The organism is Paenibacillus pasadenensis (assembly GCF_002864175.1).
GTDB classification, from domain to species: Bacteria; Bacillota; Bacilli; order Paenibacillales; family Paenibacillaceae; genus Paenibacillus_O; species Paenibacillus_O pasadenensis.
The window spans coordinates 693926-712130 of record NZ_NFEZ01000003.1 but is presented as its reverse complement, the minus strand read 5'-3'; the positions used below and the strand labels follow the sequence as shown (position 1 = coordinate 712130).

Here is an 18205-nt window from a genome sequence, read left to right as displayed (position 1 = left end):
TGAAAGACGAAGCAGTCCGAAGCGAGCATGCTGGATTTCATCGAGAGCGTAGACAACCCGCAGAAGCGCGAAGATGCCTATCGGCTGCTGGACCTGTTCACGGGAACGACCGGACAGGAGGCGAGGATGTGGAGGCCGAGCATCATCGGCTTCGGCTCCCCTATCCTTACAAGTACGCCTCCGGTCACGAATCGGTGCAGGGGCCTTTAACCAACCCCGTCACCTTTTCGCCCACGCCGGTTCATTCAAGGCTGGCTTTTATGAGCTGCTTCCGATAAGCCATCAGCTCCGCGATCGCTTGAAACTGCCGCTCCAGCTGACCGTTCAGCTTCTCCAGAGCGAGCTCGAAGGAAGCCTCGACGCTGGAGAGCTGCCGGCCGTCCAGCTCATCGAGCAGCTTTTTCATGTTGTCTATCGAATAGACCGATTGTCTCAAGCTGCTGATGACAAGAATCCGGCGCAGCTGGCGATTCGAGAACAGGCGGTAGCCGTTGGCGGGATTCCGCTCGGAGGCGATCAGCCCCTCCTTCTCCCAGTGGCGGATCGCGGATGGCCGGACGCCGGCCAGCTCCGCCGCTTCTCCGATCGTCCTTCCTTTCTTGCGGTCCGCTCTCTCTGGCGGATCCGACTCAGCCGACCGGATCCAGACGAGGAGCGACTCGACCCGCTCCTTTTCCGCCTGGATATCGGCTTGCTGCCGATTGACGCCCCACAGCGCCTGCCCGCCTCGTCCCTGCTTGAGGAGCCGCATCGTTTCGTAGGCGAGCGGGATCGAGCCGGCCTTCAGCAGAGCCCGGATCGTCTGAAAAGCTTGCCGATGAAGCTCGGCATAGCCTCTGCGTCCGCTTTCCGTTCGAGGCACATCCGGGATCAGGCCCAGATCCTCGTAGCGGCGCAGCGTCGTCGTGCTGACCTTCAGGAGCTCGGCCAGCTGGCTAGGCGCGTAGAGCTTCTGCATCTTCTGCATCGCCTCACCTTTCCTCCTTCATGTAGAACCTTGAAGCGCTACAACAACATTGAACCGGATTGAGACCCGCAAATCAAGGCTTTCCGCCCGTCGAACCGAAAGCTTGCCTTCATGTAGTAGCCTGATAAGGAGAGGGAAAAGGAAAGGAAGGATGCCGAATGGACCGAAAGGCGAAGCTGTCTCGCGGGGAGATCGATGTCGGGGTTGCGGGGAGGCCGGATGGACGAGTCGTCCTGCTGCCGGGAGCAAAACGGAGCGTATACGGAAAGGAGGCCGATGCGCTCTTGCAGTGGGGAGTCGACCCGCTTCTTGGAGAGCGGTTCGTTCAAGGGCTGGCGGAATCGTTTCGGGTCGTATATTTCGACTATGAAAGCTATCTTTTCTCGAATCCGTATCCGGAAGGCTTGACTGCCGAGCGAGCCGCAAGGGACATGCTGGAGATCGCGGATGCCGCGGAGGTCGGGCGCTTCAGTTATTACGGGTACTCGTGGCTCGCTCTGGTCGGCTTGCAGGTGGCGATCCGCACCGATCGGATGGAAAGCCTCGTCATGGGAGGTTTCCCTCCTCTGGACGGGCCTTATGCAGAGATGCTGGAGGTGACCCGCCGCACGCATGAGCTGGCCCGGCAGAACTGGCTGCGGCCTGGCGCTTCCGTGCCGCCTCCAGAGTCTCCGCCATCCATGGAGGAGCATGACTGGGACAGCGCTCCGGTCACGGTCGATCCGCAGGTCGCGCTGCAGTTTCGGACGTTGTATGAAAGCCTGGCGGACTTCGATGATCGGCGCGTCCAGGACAAGCTGGGGATGCCGAGGCTGGTCTTTGCCGGAGAAAGGGACATGATCGCCTACGGGGAAAGGTTCGGCGGCGTGACCGTCGATATCGCCGGGCCGATCGAGCGCCATCGGAGATCCATGGAGCAGGCAGGATGGCGGGTGGAGCTTCTTCGGGGAGCGGATATGGACCATGTGAAAGCGATGCAGCCGGACGCCGCGCTGCCGCTGATCAAGCCCTGGCTGGAAAAAGCTCTGGCTCCCCGATGACCCGGCATCGGTCGCCCGAATAGCAAAAAAACGGAGGATCTCCATGCCAGGCATGGGGATCCTCCGTTCGTGGTTGCAGCCGTTTCTTAGAAGTCGGAAGCGACAGCCTTCACTTTGTCCAGACCTTCGCGCAGAATGTCGGCGGAGCGGTCGCGGAACTGGTTGTGGCCTTCGATGACGAGCTCTTGCACGTCGGCTCCGAACAGGCCGAATGCGCCTTTGAGCGGACGGACAGCCGCTTCGAAGTCGGCCATCGGACCTTCGGAGTACACGCCGCCGCGCGCGCTCAGCAGCACGACTTTTTTGCCTTTGGCCAGGCCTTCCGGACCGTTCGCCGTGTAGCGGAACGTCTTGCCGGCTTGGGCGATGTATGCGACATAGTTGATCAGCGGAGCCGGAGCGGCATAGTTCCACAGCGGAACCGTGATGACGACCTTGTCGGCTTCGAGGAACTGGTTGACGTATTGGTTGACGCGATCGGCCGCTTCCTGCTCCTCGGCCGTCAGCTCCATGCCTTGCGCGCCTTTGAACATCGCGGTCATCGCCGTGTTGCCGTAGAACGGCAGGAGCTCCGTGTACAGATCAAGCTCGGTCACCGTGTCGCCGGCATGAGTGCTCTTATAAGAGTCCAGGAAGGCGTCGTACATTTGAACGCTGACGGCCTGATCCGAAGGACGGTCGTTTGCTTTGATGAATAGAACATTTGCCATGAAAAAAATCGCTCCCTTGAAAATGAATTGTGACTGAATAAGTCACAGTATAGCGTGATAACTAAAAATGTGCAACTAACTTTTTTTAGGACTGAGGACAGGATCTGGGGATCGGTCCTGAGGATTCGATAGCTTGCCTGTTGGAAGCGATCTCAATGTGTCGATTCCGGGGCGGTCGGCATATTTACACGATAAGGAAAAATCTGTATGCTAGATCCATCGAAATGAGGTGGGTTCATTGAAGGATGGGTTGGCTTCGACCCTCGGCGAGCCGATCGGCAGGGGGAACACGGCGACGATTTACCGCTGGGGAAAAACGGAGGTCGTCAAACTATTCCATGACGGTTCGACGGCTCGTCAGGAAGCCGAGAAAGAAGCGGCCAAGGCCGTCTTTTTTCAGAAGCTCGGCTTGAATGCCCCTTCTTTTGGCGGATTCGTCGAGTTTGAAGGTCGGCCGGGACTGATTTATGAGCGGATCGAGGGCTTGACGATGCTATGGACGATCGAGCCGTCGGCGGCAAGCGTTTCCGCCTATGCCCGGATGATGGCTCGTCTGCAGAACGAGCTGCACGGCGTCCGCGCCGAGGGCGGTCCGGAGCTCAAGACGGATATGGCGCGGATGATCCAATGGGCGCCTTGGCTCACGGAAAGCGAAAAGCAGGCGTCTCAGGCCGTGCTGGACGTTCTGCCTGCAGGCGAGCGAGTATGCCATTATGATTTTCATCCGGACAATATCATTCTGTCTCCGCGAGGACCGGTCATCATCGACTGGATGAACGCGCTTGTCGGCGATCCGGCGGCGGATGTAGCCCGCAGCTCGATGATGCTCCAGGGGCGGTCGCTCCCGCCCGGCGCTCCGGAATGGGTGCGCCGGCGCGAGCTCAGGGAGCTATTTCATCACGACTATCGCCAGGAGTACTTCTCGCTGTCCGGGATGGACCCGGCGCTGGCGGATGCCTGGATGGTTCCGACCTTCGCGGTCCGCGCTGCGGAAATGGACCGTGGCGACGACGGCAGGCATGCGGCTCAGCTGCGCAGCCTGCTCGCCGCGACGCCAGGAGGATGGACATGATTCTAATCGTGCTTATCGCGCTTCTTATGCTGACGTTCAGCCTGTACCAGAAAACGAAGTCGGTTCAGGAGGATTTGACCGCCATTCGCGAAAAGCTCGGCCTGCTGCGGCCGGAGGAGCTCGCGGAGCGCGAGCTGAAGCGGGCGATGGAGGAGGAAGCGAAGCTTGCGGAGCGCGAGACGCATGATCCCGAGCTTGAGGCGTACAACCGCGAGATCGAGGAAGAGCTGGAGAGGATGCACGAACCAGAAGAATCCGTCTCTAGCGCTGACGGCTCGGGGCCTGGCGCGCAGGTGCGGCTGGTTCCGGCTGCCGTCGAGGATGCGCCGCGACTTGCGCAGATGAATCGGATGCTGATCGAGGACGAGCGCAGCTCGAACCCGATGAGCGACGAAGAGCTGCTGGAACGGATGCGCGGCTGGCTCCTCTCGGAGGAGTGGCATGCCCAATGGATCATGCTTGACGAGCGGACAGCCGGTTATCTGCTGCATCGGCGGAGCGAGGATGGGAACGGCCAGATCCGGCAGCTGTTCGTGGAACGGCAGCATCGGCGCAGCGGCATCGGGCAGCAGGCTGTCCGGCTGTATGTGGACCGCCATGCTTCTGCAGGCACGGAAGTGACCGTCGATGTTTTGGAGAGCAATCCCGAAGGGATGGCTTTCTGGAGAAGCGCTGGCTTTCGGCCCTATTCGACCCGGCTGAAACGGCCGACAAAATCTGCGGCAGGAAAAAATGCCGCTGAATCCGAGGAGGAGCAATGAATTCGGCTACCGGCTTTTCCGCATTTAGCTTCTTTTTGCCCCTTGGCATTGGCATCGTCTACCTGCTATTGATTGGTATTGGATTTTACGTGCTCTATCTTCTAATTAAGCTGCTGAAACGCGCTATCGCCGCGCTGGACATCTACCTGGACGAAAAGCGCAACCATCGGCTCTAGTTCCTTACGCTGATACAAAAAGAAATCCAAGGCTCTCATAAGCCTTGGATTTTTTGTTCAGCCGGCGTTGGCCGCTTGCCGGTTCAGCTGGCGGCGGATCGCCTGGACGGCTCCGATATGCAGTCCTTCGTGAAAGATCGTGCGCACAAGCACTTGCTCGATCGTATGCATCCCCATCTCCGTCGGCGGATAGCTCTCCTCGAGCCGATCGCCGTACCGCTCCCTCAGCTGCAGCGGCTGCTGCCGCAGCAGCTCCAGCAGCTGGCCGTACGAGGGGGTCTCGGCCGTGAAAAGGCTCGGGTTCGTGCCGTATCCGAACCAAGCGGGGAAGCCTGGCGGCAGGGGGACCTCCTCCTTCGTCAGCGCCCGGATCCACAGGTACTGGTCCGTGAACACATGTCCGAGATTCCAGCGGATGTTGTTGGCGAATCCGTCCGGGATCCGGTCGGCGGCGTCCTCGCCTGCCGCCTCGGCGAGTTCGAGCAGCTCGCTTCGATACGCTTCAAGCTGGTTGAACAACACTTCATGCCGGGTCTGCATCGCTCATTCCTCCTCCTTTTTCCACGACTACTTTGGCATCAGAGGGCCGAATTCCTCCAGTCGTGTAAAAATCGGGGAGAAAATGTCGCGTCGTCGTCCCGATCAGGCTATGCGCTTAATGCGCGTGGTCATGCTCCTCGCCATGCTCATGCCCTTCGCCGTGGGCATGGCCGCCCGCGCCGAGCAGCTGGATGCCGAGCAGGCTTTCCAGATCATGCTCCTGGATGTAGGCGGAGCCGCCGACGAGCCGGATCGGAGCATGCAGCTCCGCCGCCTTGCCGCCTGCCTTCGCCGTCCGGCCGCCGATCGTCAGCTGCACGGACAGGCCCTCCCCGCTCACCGCGATGCCGGCGCCGGCTTGCCACTGCACGCGCAGGCCGAACGCTGCGGCCGTGCTGCGCAAAGGCAGCCAGGCATGATCGTCCTGCATCAGCGGAGCGGCCGCCAGCGGCACGGATTTATCGCCGCGCTTCAGCGCCGGCTCCGCTGCCGCTGGAGAAGCGGACGGCTCGGAGGCGGACGGCGCATCGTCGCCGCCCTTTTTCTCCAGCAGCTCCAGCCGGGTCGGCTCGCCGCCGACCTCCAGGTAGCGGACGAGCTTGCCGGAGGCCAGCTCGACCTGGGCGATCCGTCCCTCGCCGGGCAGGCTGACATAGGCGTAGCGCGCGCTCGTGGCGATATCCGGCAGCACCGCCTTGTCGACATGCTCATGGAAGTCGGCGCTCCAGCCTTTGCCGATCGCCGTCGCGCGCAGCAGGCTGCCGCTGGCCGAGTCGCGGATCTCCAGCATGCCGGATCGGCGCAGGCTCAGCAGGTACGCCTGATCCGAGGACACCGCCTGGCGGATCGACGGCTCGATCGCGACCGTCTCATACGCATAGGGCTGGCGGCTGGCGTCCAGCTTGTACAGCAGCGGCAGCGTGCCTTCCGTGTAGCCCCAGAACACGCGGTCCTTGCCCTCCAGGAAAGCGGCGACGCGCTGCTTCTCCGGATAGTCGATGCGCGCGACGGCCTTCGCCGTCTCCGCGCCCTGCGTGCCGACGACCAGCGTGCCGTTCTGGCAGCCGAACAGCAGGCGGCCGCTCGGCTCGTCCTCGGCGATTCCGTGCAGCACCGGGCAGCCGGGGATGCGCGTCTTTTCCTGGCCGCTCTCGAGGTCGAGCACCTGGACGAAGCCTTGCTGCAGATGGCCGACGTAGAGCAGGCCGCCCGCCTCGGCATAGTGGTAATGGGCGTTGCCCGCCAGCGCGAGCTTGCGTACGCTCACGCCGTCCAGCGAGTCGAGATCGCCGCTGAGCAGCAGCAGCTCCGCTTTGGATTCGTTGGCGATCGTCGGCAAGCCGGCCACGGGATGCGAGCTGTCGGGCGAGTAGCCCTCGAACGTGCGTGAGACGATCGGAGGACGGGCGGCGCCGGTCGCCGGATCGAAGCCGGTGTTCACGACGGTGACGTAATCCTTGTCCGTGTCGCGGCCGCGCGTGACGAACAGATGGCGGGCGTCCGGCGCCAGGCTCAGGCTCATGATCGAGGCCGGCGTGGACAGCCGCGAGACCGTCTTGCCGCTCGGCAGATCGATCGTGACGAGATCGCCATTCTGGCCGTCAGCCACGAACAGCCGGGCTTCGGCTGAGGTGCTTTCCGAAATGCGTTCTACCGTCCCGTGCGCCATGGCGCCGGATGCAGGCAGCAATAGAGCAAGCGCGCTCAGCGAAAGCGCGAATGCGGACAGCTTGTTCAATCCAACCCTCTCCTATATGTAAAAATTACGAACAAGGATGATGCTACAGCTATTCGGCAATGCTTGTCAATGCTTTTTTCAAGGAATGGCGGCTGAAGGATGGACGAGCCGGCGGTGCTGGCCGTATAGTGGAAAGTAAAATCGGAACCGCCGAACGGAAATGAGGACGGAAGCATGATTACGCTGCGAATGACCCAGTCGCTGCTGAAGGACATGAAGGCAAAGCCGGACGAGCAGGCGGCGGACGGCCTGTACAGCTGGCATGCGAACATCATCAAGCTGAACAACCGCAAGCAGATCCTGCTCGTCAATGACGAGACGCTGCTCTGCCTTTTTCTCGAGGGCATCCGCGCCGGCCAGCTCGACAAGCTGCAAAGCGCCTTCGTGCAGACGCTGCGGGAGTACCTGCTGCAGCAAAAGCTGGAGGAGCGGGCGGTAAGCCTCTACCTGGAAGAAGCCACGACTTTCTCCATCGCAAAAACGAACAGCCGCAGCGTCATCGGCACGATGACGGAAATCTCCTTCTTCCAGCGGGATGATTTTGCCCATCCGCTTGACCGCATCGGCTATCATAACCGCATCATCCGAAAGCCGCTGAACTACGACCGGCCGATCGAAGCTTTCCAGAAAGCGCTGTGGCTGAACATGAAAGCAAGAGCGGGCGGCTGACGTCCGGAGTTTCCCTGCTCAGACAAGCAAGCCGTCCCGTTCGCGCGGGGCGGCTTGCTTTCGCTTCCGATTCAGATGAATTTCCGGCTCGTCTTTTTGCCGTCGCAGCTGAAGACGATTTTTTTGTCCTCGACGACCGTCTCCAGATGGACCGCCTTGCCCCAGAGGTTGACGACATGCGGCAAGGTGCGCTCGACGTACTTGAGGTCGAGCTCGACGCCCTCGTACTTGTGCCCGAGGTACAGCTCGCCGACGCGGTTGAAGTCCCCGTTCAGCACCTCGAGCACGGGGAAGCCGCCGTTGATGCGGGAGACGACGAGCTGCTCGCGGACGTTTTTCCACGTCTTGTCGGTGATTTTCCACTCCGGGCCCTTCTTCTCGAAAATGTACAGGTCCATGTCCTCGACGAGCTGCTTGGTCAGGTAGTTGCGGAGGAACGAGATGTCGGAATCGAGCTCGCGCACCTCGAAGATCTTCTCGCGGCCGCGTCCCGGCTTGTAGCCGAAGCGGCGCCGGTCGTCCTCGCTCGGCTCATCCCAGCGCTTCTCGATGTCCTCGAAGATCTTCAGCCCCAGGTAGTACGGATTGAGGCTGCCGCGTCCGGGGATGACGACGGAGGAGTTGAGCTTGGCGAACTCGATCGTCTCCTCGCTCGTCAGGTCCATCTCGCGGATGATGCGCTGATGCCAGTAGGAGGCCCAGCCCTCGTTCATGATCTTGGTCTCCATCTGCGGCCAGAAATACAGCATCTCCTCGCGCAGCATGCTCATGATGTCGCGCTGCCAGTCCTGCATCGTCGGACTGTGCTCCTCGATGAACCAGACGAGATCCTTCTCCGGCTGGCGGGGGAAGCGGTGGGGGTCCGGCTGCACGTCCTGGTCGCCGGCATCGTCCTCGTCGAGCGACCAGAGGTCGTCGTAGGCGCCCGCGGGCGGCGCTTCGGCTTCCTCGGCTTCCCGGCGCAGGAACTCGCCCTGCAGCGACTTGTCGAGCTGGCGCGGCTTCACGAGCGCGGGATCGATATGCTCCTGGATGGCGAGCACCGAGTCGATGAACGCCTCGACCGTCTCCGTGCCGTACAGCATCTCGTACTGCGTCACGCGCTCGGCCGTAGCGGACATGCTCTCCACCATGTCGCGGTTCGTATTGCGGAAGCGGGCGTTGTTTTTGAAAAAGTCGCAGTGGGCGAGCACATGCGCGACGATGAGCTTGTTCTGGATGAGCGAGTTGCCGTCGAGCAGGAAGGCGTAGCAGGGGTTGGAGTTGATGACCAGCTCATAGATCTTGCTGAGGCCGAGATCGTATTGCAGCTTCATTTTGTTGAAGGACTTGCCGAAGCTCCAGTGCGAGAAGCGGGTCGGCATGCCGTAGGCGCCGAACGTATAGATGATGTCCGCGGGGCAGATCTCGTAGCGCATCGGGTAAAAGTCAAGGCCGAAGCCGGCCGCGATCTCCGTGATCTCGTCGATCGCCCGCTCCAGCTGGCGGATCTCGTCCTGAGTCATGTCCGTTCCATCCCTCCGTGCGAAAGTTGAGGTTCATACCCAATCTATGCGACGGTGGACGGGACTATGAGGGATGGGGGCAAGTGCAGTCCCTGAAGAGATGGGGTATACTTTCCCTAGAACGATCCGAGGATGCAGGAACTCGAAGGAGGAGAGACCGATGTCATTTCCGGACGAAAAAGCCGTCTACAGCTACCAGGACTGGCAGACATGGGAAGGAAACTGGGAATGGATCAACGGGAAGGCGTACAGCATGTCTCCCGCCCCTACACCGCTCCATCAGTCCGTCGTCGGAGAGCTCCATTTCGCTTTGCGAGCTTACTTCCAGCGCAGAAGCTGCCAAGTCTTCGTCGCTCCCTTCGATGTCTTTCTCAGCGAAAGCGGTGATTACCGCTCGCCCGATCATGTGGTGCAGCCGGATCTCTCCGTCGTATGCGCCAAGGATCAGATCGGGAAAAAGGGCTGTCATGGAGCCCCGACGCTGGTCATCGAGGTCTTGTCGCCGTCCACCGCCCTCAAGGACTTCAATGAGAAATTCGAGCTGTACCAAAAATATGGCGTCGCCGAATATTGGATCGTAGACCCAGGCAACCGTGCCGTCCATGTGTTTGCGCTGGCAGATGGCGAGTACAAGGTCAAGGAGCTGTATATGGATAAGGGCAGCGTGCCCTCCTTTGTATTCGAAGGGTTTCAAGTCCAGCTGGAAGAGCTGTTCCGCTTGGAGGCGGATGCCTGATGGGGACGATCGGCATCACCTCCGACCTCGTCCAGAGGCTGATCGCCCGCCAGTTCCCCCAGTGGAGCCGTCTGGAGGTGCGTCCGGTCGACGAGAGCGGCCATGACAACCGCACGTTCCGCCTCGGTCCGGAGCTGGCCGTCCGCCTGCCGAGCCATGAGCGCTACGCATCCGCCGTGGAAAAGGAGCAGAAATGGCTCCCCGTCTTTCAGCCGCATCTGACGCTGCCGATCACCGTGCCCGTCGCCAAGGGCGAGCCGGATGAGGAGTATCCGCTGCCCTGGTCGGTCAATCGCTGGCTGGCCGGCGAGCCGGTCTCCCGTGCCGCGATTCGCGATAAAATCGAGTTCGCCGAGGATCTTGCCGCTTTCCTGCTGGAGCTGGAGGCCATCGACGCGACGGACGGCGTGCCGGCAGGCGAGCAGAATTTTCATCGCGGCGGCGATCTCGCGGTTTATGAAGACGATGCCCGCTCCGTGCTGGCGAGGCCGGGCGCTCCGTTCGATGCCGCGCTGCTGACTGAGGTCTGGGAGAGGGCGCTGGCGGCGCCGTTCTCCGGCCAGCCGGTCTGGCTGCATGGAGACGTCGCGGTCGGCAACCTGCTGGCGAGCGGCGGCCGCCTGAGCGGCGTCATCGACTTCGGCACGATGGGCGTCGGCGACCGGTCCAGCGATTTGGTGATGGCATGGAATTTTTTTGATGCCCCAAGCAGAGCCGTGTTCCTGGGGCGCATGGCCGCCGACGAGGGCGTGATCGACCGCGCCCGCGGCTGGGCGCTCTGGAAGGCGCTCATCACCTACGAGTGGCATGAAAAAGGCTCGGAGCTGTCCGAATGGGGCAGGCGCGTAATCGATGAGATCGCGGCGGAGCATCGCGGCCGGCGGAGCTGACGGATCGTCGGCTATCCGGGCCGATAGGAGGGGGACAGCGTTCGGGGCCGGCATCCGGCGCCGAGCGCTCTTGACCGTTGCGCAGCGGAGTGATATAACCCAGTGAGTAAGTACTTACTTTTGAATCGGGAAGAATGAGGTGAACGGAGGTTGACCAGCAACCTGTTCCAGGAAATCCTGCTCTCCGGCGCATCCAAGCTGACGGTCAAGCAGGAGCGGATCGTCGAGGCGGCCATTCAATTGTTCGCCGAAAAGGGCTATTCCAATACCTCGACGGCGGAAATCGCAAAAGCGGCCGAGGTGTCGGAGGCGAGCATCTTCAAGCAATACGGGACGAAGGAGAAGCTGCTGCTTCATCTGCTCGTCCCTCGCGTCAAGGAAATCTTTCCGGTCATGGCGGAAGAGGTCATTGGAAGCATCGTCCGCACCAACTCGTCGCTCGAAGGGTTCCTGCGGGCGTTCATCCGCAACCGGGTCGATTTCGCGCTGGAGAACAAGGACATCCTCCGCGTCCTGATCAAGGAGCTGATCTACAAGGAAGAGCTCAAAAACGACATCCTGCCCTATCTGGCCGATGTCGCGGCTTCCCGGCTCATTCCGGTCATCGAGCTGTTCCAGCAGCGGGGGGAGCTCATTGAACTGCCTCCAGCTATGCTGCTCAAAAATCTGTTCACGTTCGTCGGCGGATTTTTCGCTTCGCGCCTCGTGCTCCTGAACCAGGACGTCATCGAGGACGAGGAGATCGAGGAAGCGGTCCGCTTCCTGCTCCGCGGAATTGGAAATCCATCGTCTATCTAAAGGGAGGATCCTGACATGCAAGCCAAAGAAAAAAAGCTCGTCCTGCTCGCGCCGGTCATCGCGCTGCTGATCGTATTCGTATTCTCGCTCACGCTGTTCCCGAGCGTGCAGGTCAAGCCTCGGCAGCTGCCGATCGCCGTCGTCAACGAGGATCAGGGAGTCGAGATCTCCGGCCAGCCGAAGCTCAATATGGGCGAGACGATCGTCGAGACGATCCGGCAAGCGCCGACGGCCCCCGGCGAGGAGCCGGCTGTCGAGTGGGTCGTCGTGAAGGATGAGGACGCGGCGCGGCAAGGCCTGAACGACAAGGACTATTATGCCGCGCTCGTCATCCCGCAGGATTTCAGCGCCAAGCAGGCTTCGCTGCGGACTCCGTCTCCCTCGTCGCCGGAGCTTCGGATCTACCTCAATCAGGGCTTGAACGCGGCGGCGGCTACCGCGGCCGGCCAAGTGCTGAACGGCGTCGTCGATACGTTGAGCGAGAAGATCCGCGCGCAGGTGCTGGATGCGTTCCAAGCCCAGGGAGCGACGCTGTCGCCCGACCAGGCGGCCGCGCTGGCCGTTCCGATCGCCAAGAAGGTGACGAACGTCAACGAGATCGGCACGAAAAGCGCAAACGGCAACGCGCCGATCTCGCTGTTCCAGCCTCTCTGGATGGCGAGCATGGCCTGCTCCGCCGTCCTGTTCCTGGCATTCGGCAAATCCGCGGCCTCCGATCGCAAGCGGTCGCTCGCGACGAAGCTCGTCCACATCGGCGCGGGAGCCGTCGTGGCGCTGCTCGTCGGCTTCGGCTTCGCCTGGATCGCGGAGGCTATGATCGGGCTTGCGATTCCGCAGTTCGTCGATACGGCTTTGTTCCTCGCGCTTGCCTTCTTCAGCTTTTTCCTGCTCATCACGGCCGTGGTGTCCTGGCTGGGGCTCAAGGGCATCGCCGTGTTCGCGCTGATGCTGTTCTTCGGCGCTCCGCTGCTCGCTCTGGCTCCGGAGATGATGTCGCCGTTCTACCGGGACTGGATCCATCCTTGGCTGCCGATGCGGTTTATGGTCGACGGACTTCGGGAGCTGTTCTTCTTTGGCAAAGGACTGAGCTGGAATCATGCCGTCGCCGCGCTGACCTGGATCGGAGCGGGCGGAGCCGCCGTCACGCTCGCTTCGGCTCTCAAGTCCGGCGCAGCCGAGAAGCGCCGCCGCCAAGACTCTGCTTTTCGCTGAAACAAGTCGGATATCTGTATGTCATCCCGCTCGTGAAGCCGTTATAATCCATTACAAACGACAGCATGCGGACGGAGCAGGCCGAATGTCCGCATGCTTTTCAGGAAATGGAGGGCTTGGACGGATGAACATACTGGCTTCCGCGGACCGGCTGAACCAGGTGGCGGATCGGGTGGTCGACTATACGTTCGGGATGGATCTGACCTGGGACTGGCCGGGCGGCGTCGCGTTTTACGGCGTCAGCCGGGCATACGAGGCGACGGGCGACAAGACGTATCTGGAGCGGATGATCCGCTGGGTCGACGAGTATATCGAGGTCGGCCTGCCCGGCTGGACGGTGAACACCTGCGCCATGGGGCATATGCTGCTCACTCTGTACGAGGAGACGAAGGATCAGAAATACCTCGACATCATCCTGAGCAAGATCGATTATTTGGAAAATCGCGCGCTGCGGTTCGGCGACCGGGTGCTGCAGCATACCGTGTCGTCCAAAAACGACTTTCCGGAGCAGTGCTGGGCGGATACGCTGTTCATGGCGGCGTACTTCATGCTGCGCGTCGGCGTCAAGCTGAACGAGAAGCGGCTGATCCATGACGGGCTGCATCAGTTCCTGTGGCACATCAACTACTTGCAGGACGAGGACAACGGCCTCTGGTACCACGGCTACACCCACGTCCACCAGAACCATATGTCCGGCATCCACTGGGCGCGCGCGAACGCCTGGGCGGCCTATACGATGTCCCGAGCCGCCGGCGAGGTGCCGGAGGGCTACCTGTATCCGCCGATGATGCATATCTGGAGCTCGTTGCGCGACCAGCTCGCAGCGCTCAAGAAGCTTCAGAAGGACGACGGCCTGTGGGGGACGGTGCTGGACTGCCCGGATGCGTACGGCGAGGTGTCGGCGACAGCGGGCATCGCCGCGGCGATGGTCCAGCAGGGCAACCCGCTTCATACGAAGTACGTTCAAAAGGCTCTCGACGGCGTGCTGGCGAATATCGCCGACAACGGGCGGGTCCGAAACGTGTCGGGCGGCACCGCCGTCATGAACGACGTCGACGCTTATCTTCAGATCGACCGCAAGTGGGCGCAGGGCTGGGGCCAGGGACTGGCGCTCGCGCTCCTCTCGTCCGTCATCCAGCGGGCGGCAAAGCGGAATGAAGCCGCAGCGGCCGGGCCGGCGGAAGAAGAGGCGGCAAGCGCAACGGAATAGAAGGACAACAGCGTCGGCGGATCCCGCCGGCGTTTTTGCTTGCGGGGAAAAAAAGCGGCCCGCCGGTGGCAGCCGGCGAGCCCAAGATGATGCTCTATTCAAAGGGGGGTCATGTGTTCATTTTAAGCATCGAATCTTAAACCAACCTGAAGAAAAAATCTCAATCCCGTTACATCTCGTTTACAAATGAAACTGCCGGTGGAAAACAGGTTAAGCCGAATCGGGCCTCGCGGGGGAAGAGACGCGCCTCTATGATGGAGGGAGATGCAGAATAAAGGAGCAGGAACGACATGGCAATCGACAAGCGCGGCCGTCTGAACGAAGAAATATTTACCTATAAGCGCACCAAAAACAACGGGATATTCCTCTATTGGAATGGCAAACATGTAAAGACTCTCGCCGGCAAGGCAAGCGACAGGTTCTTGAGCGCGATTGCAGGCCAGGACCATAAAGGAACGCAGCTCGTCATGGCCAAGCTGACCGGAAACTTCAAGCACGGCAACGAGAAGGACGACAAGTCCAGTCATTGAGCCGCCTCCGCCGAAGAGCTCTTGCCGGCTGCAAGGGCTCTTCGGCGCGTTCAGGCCGAACGGGACGGCTCGAATTGCGTTTCGGAAGGATGGTTTTCGGTTGAAAGGAGAGAAGCAAGAAGCTTAGGTGTAAATGTTTATTTACAGCGATAAGGGCCGGGTGTAAGATACATCATGGCTCCGGCGCAGACGGGGCCGCCAGCACTCAACCATGTCAAGGCGCAGCGCGCGCAAAGGGGAAAGCAAGCATGATGGCAAACCGAATGAAACGGCTGCTGATCGGCCGGCCGATGAAAAGCAAGGAGCTCGAAGGAGAGAAGCTGGGGCGGCTTAAGGCGCTCGCCATCCTGTCCTCGGACGCTTTGTCCTCCGTCGCCTACGGCACGGAGCAGATCCTGATCGCCTTGATGGTCGCCGGCTTCGCCGCGGTCTGGTACAGCATCCCGATCTCGATCGCGGTGCTCGGCCTGCTGCTGATCCTCATCCTGTCGTATCGCCAGACGATCTTCGCCTATCCGATGGGCGGCGGCGCCTATGTCGTGGCCAAGAACAACCTTGGCACGACGACCGGCCTGCTGGCCGGCGGCTCGCTGCTGATCGACTACATCCTTACCGTCGCGGTCAGCGCCTCCGCCGGCACCGATGCGATCACGTCGGCGTTCCCGTCGCTGCACGACCACCGAGTGCTGATCGCGACGGTCGTCATCCTGTTCCTCACGCTCATGAACCTGCGCGGCGTCACCGAGTCGGCCTCGGTGCTCGCGATTCCGATCTATCTGTTCGTCGTATCCATCTTCGTGCTTATCGTCTCCGGCGTCATCCGCTACCTGACCGGCGGAGCCCATCCCGACATTCCGGAGCTCGGCACGGCCGTCAGCAACGTCAGCCTGTTCCTGCTGCTCAAGGCGTTCAGCTCCGGCTGCTCGGCGCTGACCGGGGTCGAGGCGGTGTCCAACGCCATTCCGAACTTCAAGCAGCCGGCCGAGCGCAACGCCGCCGCGACGCTCGTCATGATGGGCCTCATCCTCGGCGGCATGTTCCTCGGCATCAGCGTGCTGGCGTATTGGTACGGCATCACGCCGAGCCACAACGAGACGGTCGTGTCGCAGATCGCCGCCTCGACGTTCGGCCGCGGCTTCCTGTACTATTTCATCCAGGGCGTGACGGCGCTCATCCTGTTCCTGGCGGCCAATACGGCGTATTCGGCGTTCCCGCTGCTGGCGTTCATGCTGGCCAAGGACAAATACATGCCGCATGCGTTCATGGTGCGCGGCGACCGGCTCGGCTTTTCCAACGGCATTCTATTCCTCGCCGCGTTCTCGATCGTGCTCGTCGTGCTGTTCGGCGGCGATACGGAGAACTTGATCCCGCTGTACGCCGTCGGCGTGTTCATCCCGTTCACGCTGTCGCAGCTCGGCATGATGGTGCGCTGGGTGCGGCTGCGGCCCAAGGGCTGGGGAGGCAAGCTCGCGATCAATACGGTCGGCATGCTGACGACGCTGGGCATTACGCTCATCTTCATCTTCACGAAGTTCTCCCAGGTGTGGATGGTGTTCGTCTTCCTGCCGGTCGTCATGTGGCTGTTCCTGCGCATCCATCGCCACTACGTCAAAGTCGCCGACGAGCTGCGCATCGACCTCGCCGCCGACAAGCCGGTCATCAAAGGCAGCACGGTCGTCGTGCCGGTCGCCGGCATCACGCGCGTCGTGAGCAACTCGATCGGCTACGCCAAGTCGCTCACGGACAACGTCGTCGCCGTCTACGTCGGCTTCGACGACGACTCCATCGAGCGGATGGAGGCCAAGTGGGCGGAGTGGAACCCGGGCGTTCGCCTGATCGTGCTGCGCTCCAGCTACCGCAGCATCACGCGGCCGCTGCTCAAGTTCATCGACACGGTCGAGTGGAAGACGGCGGAGACCGACCATATTACGATCCTCATCCCGCAGTTCGTGACGAAGCACTGGTGGCAGCACATCCTGCACAATCAGACCGGCCTGCTGCTGCGGACGTATCTGTTCAACCGCAAGGACATCGTCATCGCGACGGTCCCTTATCATTTGAAGCATTGACGAGAGACAAGAGCGCTCCGCTCCGATCTCCTGCGGCCGGCTCGACTTTGAATGAAGCCGCTCGAAATGGATACGATAGGGAAGAGCCGAAAAGGGACGAGGCGGGCGCTGCTCGCAGCGTCCCTTTTTCATGGGAACGAATCGGATCCGCTGACGATTGCATCTATTTACTTTATGTATTATACTAACTAAAAATAAGTAACTAATGAGGTGCATCCATGATGAATAATCCTTTGCAGGGCTCGATCGATCCCGCCGTCCGCATCGGCAAGGTCCGGCTCAAGATCCGCGACCTGGACCGTTCCATCGCCTATTATCGCGACATCCTCGGCTTCCGCGTACTGAGCCGCAGCGGCGGCGAGGCCGCGCTGGGCCATGCCGGCTCGGACGAGGCGCTGCTGGAGCTGGAGGAAAGGCCGGATGCCGCGGCGGTCGACCGCCGCTCGGCGGCCGGACTGTATCATTTCGCGGTGCTCGTGCCGGATCGCCGGTCGCTCGGGCTCGTGCTTCGCAACATGGCCGAGGCGGGCATCCACATCGGCCAGGGCGACCACTGGGTGAGCGAGGCGCTGTACATCACCGATCCTGACGGCAACGGCATCGAGATCTACCGCGACCGTCCGCGCAGCGAGTGGACGTACGACGAGAGCGGCCATGTGCGGATGGGCACCGATCCGGTCGACGTCGAGGGCTTGCTCGCGCTGGCGGAGGGCCAGCCGTGGGAAGGGCTGCCGGACGGCACGGTCATCGGCCATGTCCACTTCCATGTGGCGGAGCTGGAGGCGGCCCGCCAGTTCTACTGCGGCCTGCTCGGCTTCGATCTGATCGTCGACGGCTGGCAGTCGATGGGGGCGCTGTTCATTTCCGCCGGCGGCTATCACCATCATATCGGGCTCAACATCTGGGCCGGACGAGGCGCCAAGCATCCGCCGGAGAACGCCGTCGGCCTGAAGTTCGCCACGATCCTGTTCCCGGACGAGGCGGCGCGCCAGGCGGCGGCGGACCGGCTGCGGGCAGGCGGCGTCGACGTTCGCGAGGCGGAGGGCGGCCTTGAGGTCGTCGATCCTTCCGGCATCACGCTGCGCCTGTCGATCGGCTGAGCCGAGCGCGGCAGATGCCGGGAGGGGCGCGCTGTGGTATAATCGCCTGCGAGCAAGCTAGACGCGAGGGGAGGATGCCGCAATATGGCCAAAAAGAATCGGGGCCGCGCGCCGGAGCCGCGTCCGGAAGCGGCGGCGAAGCCGGCGACGCTGAAGGATCTGCTGCCGGCGGAGCTCGTCGACCGCCTGAAGAACCAGGCGGGAGACATGCGCGCGGAGCAGGAGCGCGTCCGCGAGGAAGAGCGCCGTCGCGCCGAAGAAGCGCGCAAGGCCGAGCAGAAGCGCAACGAGAGCAGCATGGAGTATCTGCTTGAGAACAGCAGCATGGACTGGAAGAAATTCAAGTAGAATCGAGCCCTTTTTCCGCATGCTCTGCGGCGGATGGACCCTTTCCTTTCCGGCAAGGCCCTTCCCTTCCATAAGGGAGGGCCTTTTCGTTGTTTCACTCGGACTCGCGGTGGTAATAAAGGAAGCGGACGGCA

19 protein-coding genes are annotated in these 18205 nt (G+C 61.6%); 14 read left to right on the top strand and 5 right to left on the bottom strand.

The window, feature by feature from the left end:
* Positions 1 to 241: 241 nt before the first annotated feature.
* The gene (locus B8V81_RS06725) at positions 242 to 967 is read right to left on the bottom strand and encodes a MerR family DNA-binding transcriptional regulator (RefSeq protein WP_307719985.1); all 726 of its coding nucleotides are present in this window, start codon (positions 965 to 967) and stop codon (positions 242 to 244) included.
* Positions 968 to 1125: 158 nt separating this feature from the next.
* On the opposite strand from B8V81_RS06725, the gene B8V81_RS06720 reads away from it, so the two are divergent.
* Positions 1126 to 2007, top strand: coding sequence for an alpha/beta fold hydrolase (locus B8V81_RS06720; protein WP_028599208.1), 882 nt, complete (start codon positions 1126 to 1128; stop codon positions 2005 to 2007).
* Positions 2008 to 2093: 86 nt separating this feature from the next.
* On the opposite strand, the gene B8V81_RS06715 is transcribed toward B8V81_RS06720, so the two are convergent.
* Positions 2094 to 2717 carry an FMN-dependent NADH-azoreductase gene (locus B8V81_RS06715; protein WP_028599207.1) on the bottom strand — a complete coding sequence of 208 codons (624 nt, stop codon included), beginning with the start codon at positions 2715 to 2717 and terminating at the stop codon, positions 2094 to 2096.
* Positions 2718 to 2955: 238 nt separating this feature from the next.
* Here B8V81_RS06715 and B8V81_RS06710 point away from each other — a divergent pair, with 238 nt between their 5' ends.
* Genes B8V81_RS06710 through B8V81_RS06700 form a run of 3 tightly spaced genes read left to right on the top strand, consistent with a single transcriptional unit; the run spans position 2956 to position 4726 of the window.
* Positions 2956 to 3789, top strand: coding sequence for a phosphotransferase family protein (locus B8V81_RS06710; RefSeq protein ID WP_240479030.1), 834 nt, complete (start codon positions 2956 to 2958; stop codon positions 3787 to 3789).
* Complete coding sequence (locus B8V81_RS06705) at positions 3786 to 4550, top strand: GNAT family N-acetyltransferase (RefSeq protein WP_180968389.1); 765 nt, start codon at positions 3786 to 3788, stop codon at positions 4548 to 4550. Before B8V81_RS06710 ends, B8V81_RS06705 begins: the two co-directional genes overlap by 4 nt.
* On the top strand, positions 4547 to 4726 hold the full coding sequence (locus B8V81_RS06700; RefSeq protein WP_028599205.1) for a hypothetical protein: 180 nt from the start codon (positions 4547 to 4549) through the stop codon (positions 4724 to 4726). Before B8V81_RS06705 ends, B8V81_RS06700 begins: the two co-directional genes overlap by 4 nt.
* Before the next feature lie 57 nt (positions 4727 to 4783).
* On the opposite strand, the gene B8V81_RS06695 is transcribed toward B8V81_RS06700, so the two are convergent.
* A complete protein-coding gene (locus tag B8V81_RS06695; protein WP_028599204.1) occupies positions 4784 to 5266 on the bottom strand; it encodes a DinB family protein in 483 nt (160 codons plus the stop codon).
* Between the two features lie 115 nt (positions 5267 to 5381).
* Entirely contained in the window at positions 5382 to 7004 is a 1623-nt protein-coding gene (locus tag B8V81_RS06690) for a stalk domain-containing protein (protein ID WP_028599203.1), read from the bottom strand.
* 174 nt (positions 7005 to 7178) lie between these two features.
* Here B8V81_RS06690 and B8V81_RS06685 point away from each other — a divergent pair, with 174 nt between their 5' ends.
* Positions 7179 to 7673 carry a DUF6933 domain-containing protein gene (locus B8V81_RS06685; protein ID WP_028599202.1) on the top strand — a complete coding sequence of 165 codons (495 nt, stop codon included), beginning with the start codon at positions 7179 to 7181 and terminating at the stop codon, positions 7671 to 7673.
* Positions 7674 to 7744: 71 nt separating this feature from the next.
* Here the strand turns inward: B8V81_RS06685 and B8V81_RS06680 are convergent, their stop codons facing one another.
* Positions 7745 to 9178, bottom strand: a complete 1434-nt coding sequence (locus B8V81_RS06680) for a SpoVR family protein (protein WP_028599201.1) — start codon at positions 9176 to 9178, stop codon at positions 7745 to 7747.
* Positions 9179 to 9338: 160 nt separating this feature from the next.
* Between B8V81_RS06680 and B8V81_RS06675 the strand changes: the two genes are divergently transcribed.
* From B8V81_RS06675 to B8V81_RS06635, 9 genes are all read left to right on the top strand, one after another.
* Positions 9339 to 9914 carry a Uma2 family endonuclease gene (locus B8V81_RS06675; RefSeq protein ID WP_028599200.1) on the top strand — a complete coding sequence of 192 codons (576 nt, stop codon included), beginning with the start codon at positions 9339 to 9341 and terminating at the stop codon, positions 9912 to 9914.
* Positions 9914 to 10804 carry an aminoglycoside phosphotransferase family protein gene (locus B8V81_RS06670; protein WP_028599199.1) on the top strand — a complete coding sequence of 297 codons (891 nt, stop codon included), beginning with the start codon at positions 9914 to 9916 and terminating at the stop codon, positions 10802 to 10804. Before B8V81_RS06675 ends, B8V81_RS06670 begins: the two co-directional genes overlap by 1 nt.
* 150 nt (positions 10805 to 10954) lie before the next feature.
* Positions 10955 to 11602 carry a TetR/AcrR family transcriptional regulator gene (locus tag B8V81_RS06665; RefSeq protein ID WP_052333311.1) on the top strand — a complete coding sequence of 216 codons (648 nt, stop codon included), beginning with the start codon at positions 10955 to 10957 and terminating at the stop codon, positions 11600 to 11602.
* A gap of 15 nt (positions 11603 to 11617) precedes the next feature.
* Positions 11618 to 12814: a YhgE/Pip domain-containing protein gene (locus B8V81_RS06660; RefSeq protein WP_101808012.1), complete on the top strand. Its 1197-nt coding sequence runs from the start codon at positions 11618 to 11620 to the stop codon at positions 12812 to 12814.
* Between the two features lie 124 nt (positions 12815 to 12938).
* A complete protein-coding gene (locus B8V81_RS06655; protein WP_052333310.1) occupies positions 12939 to 14024 on the top strand; it encodes a glycoside hydrolase family 88/105 protein in 1086 nt (361 codons plus the stop codon).
* A gap of 290 nt (positions 14025 to 14314) precedes the next feature.
* Complete coding sequence (locus B8V81_RS06650; protein WP_028599196.1) at positions 14315 to 14554, top strand: hypothetical protein; 240 nt, start codon at positions 14315 to 14317, stop codon at positions 14552 to 14554.
* A 251-nt stretch (positions 14555 to 14805) separates the two neighbouring features.
* Positions 14806 to 16623, top strand: a complete 1818-nt coding sequence (locus B8V81_RS06645) for an APC family permease (RefSeq protein WP_028599195.1) — start codon at positions 14806 to 14808, stop codon at positions 16621 to 16623.
* Between the two features lie 221 nt (positions 16624 to 16844).
* Positions 16845 to 17723: a VOC family protein gene (locus tag B8V81_RS06640; RefSeq protein WP_043111445.1), complete on the top strand. Its 879-nt coding sequence runs from the start codon at positions 16845 to 16847 to the stop codon at positions 17721 to 17723.
* A gap of 84 nt (positions 17724 to 17807) precedes the next feature.
* Positions 17808 to 18071 carry a DUF3886 domain-containing protein gene (locus B8V81_RS06635; protein ID WP_028599193.1) on the top strand — a complete coding sequence of 88 codons (264 nt, stop codon included), beginning with the start codon at positions 17808 to 17810 and terminating at the stop codon, positions 18069 to 18071.
* The last annotated feature ends 134 nt before the right edge of the window (positions 18072 to 18205 follow it).

What these genes read in the sequence shown, in the direction of transcription:
- B8V81_RS06725 (WP_307719985.1), bottom strand. Translation starts at nt 967, where the DNA reads ATGCAGAAGATGCAGAAGCTCTACGCGCCTAGCCAGCTGGCCGAGCTC.
- B8V81_RS06720 (WP_028599208.1), top strand. Translation starts at nt 1,126, where the DNA reads ATGGACCGAAAGGCGAAGCTGTCTCGCGGGGAGATCGATGTCGGGGTT.
- B8V81_RS06715 (WP_028599207.1), bottom strand. Translation starts at nt 2,717, where the DNA reads ATGGCAAATGTTCTATTCATCAAAGCAAACGACCGTCCTTCGGATCAG.
- B8V81_RS06705 (WP_180968389.1), top strand. Translation starts at nt 3,786, where the DNA reads ATGATTCTAATCGTGCTTATCGCGCTTCTTATGCTGACGTTCAGCCTG.
- B8V81_RS06700 (WP_028599205.1), top strand. Translation starts at nt 4,547, where the DNA reads ATGAATTCGGCTACCGGCTTTTCCGCATTTAGCTTCTTTTTGCCCCTT.
- B8V81_RS06695 (WP_028599204.1), bottom strand. Translation starts at nt 5,266, where the DNA reads ATGCAGACCCGGCATGAAGTGTTGTTCAACCAGCTTGAAGCGTATCGA.
- B8V81_RS06685 (WP_028599202.1), top strand. Translation starts at nt 7,179, where the DNA reads ATGATTACGCTGCGAATGACCCAGTCGCTGCTGAAGGACATGAAGGCA.
- B8V81_RS06680 (WP_028599201.1), bottom strand. Translation starts at nt 9,178, where the DNA reads ATGACTCAGGACGAGATCCGCCAGCTGGAGCGGGCGATCGACGAGATC.
- B8V81_RS06675 (WP_028599200.1), top strand. Translation starts at nt 9,339, where the DNA reads ATGTCATTTCCGGACGAAAAAGCCGTCTACAGCTACCAGGACTGGCAG.
- B8V81_RS06670 (WP_028599199.1), top strand. Translation starts at nt 9,914, where the DNA reads ATGGGGACGATCGGCATCACCTCCGACCTCGTCCAGAGGCTGATCGCC.
- B8V81_RS06660 (WP_101808012.1), top strand. Translation starts at nt 11,618, where the DNA reads ATGCAAGCCAAAGAAAAAAAGCTCGTCCTGCTCGCGCCGGTCATCGCG.
- B8V81_RS06655 (WP_052333310.1), top strand. Translation starts at nt 12,939, where the DNA reads ATGAACATACTGGCTTCCGCGGACCGGCTGAACCAGGTGGCGGATCGG.
- B8V81_RS06650 (WP_028599196.1), top strand. Translation starts at nt 14,315, where the DNA reads ATGGCAATCGACAAGCGCGGCCGTCTGAACGAAGAAATATTTACCTAT.
- B8V81_RS06645 (WP_028599195.1), top strand. Translation starts at nt 14,806, where the DNA reads ATGGCAAACCGAATGAAACGGCTGCTGATCGGCCGGCCGATGAAAAGC.
- B8V81_RS06640 (WP_043111445.1), top strand. Translation starts at nt 16,845, where the DNA reads ATGAATAATCCTTTGCAGGGCTCGATCGATCCCGCCGTCCGCATCGGC.
- B8V81_RS06635 (WP_028599193.1), top strand. Translation starts at nt 17,808, where the DNA reads ATGGCCAAAAAGAATCGGGGCCGCGCGCCGGAGCCGCGTCCGGAAGCG.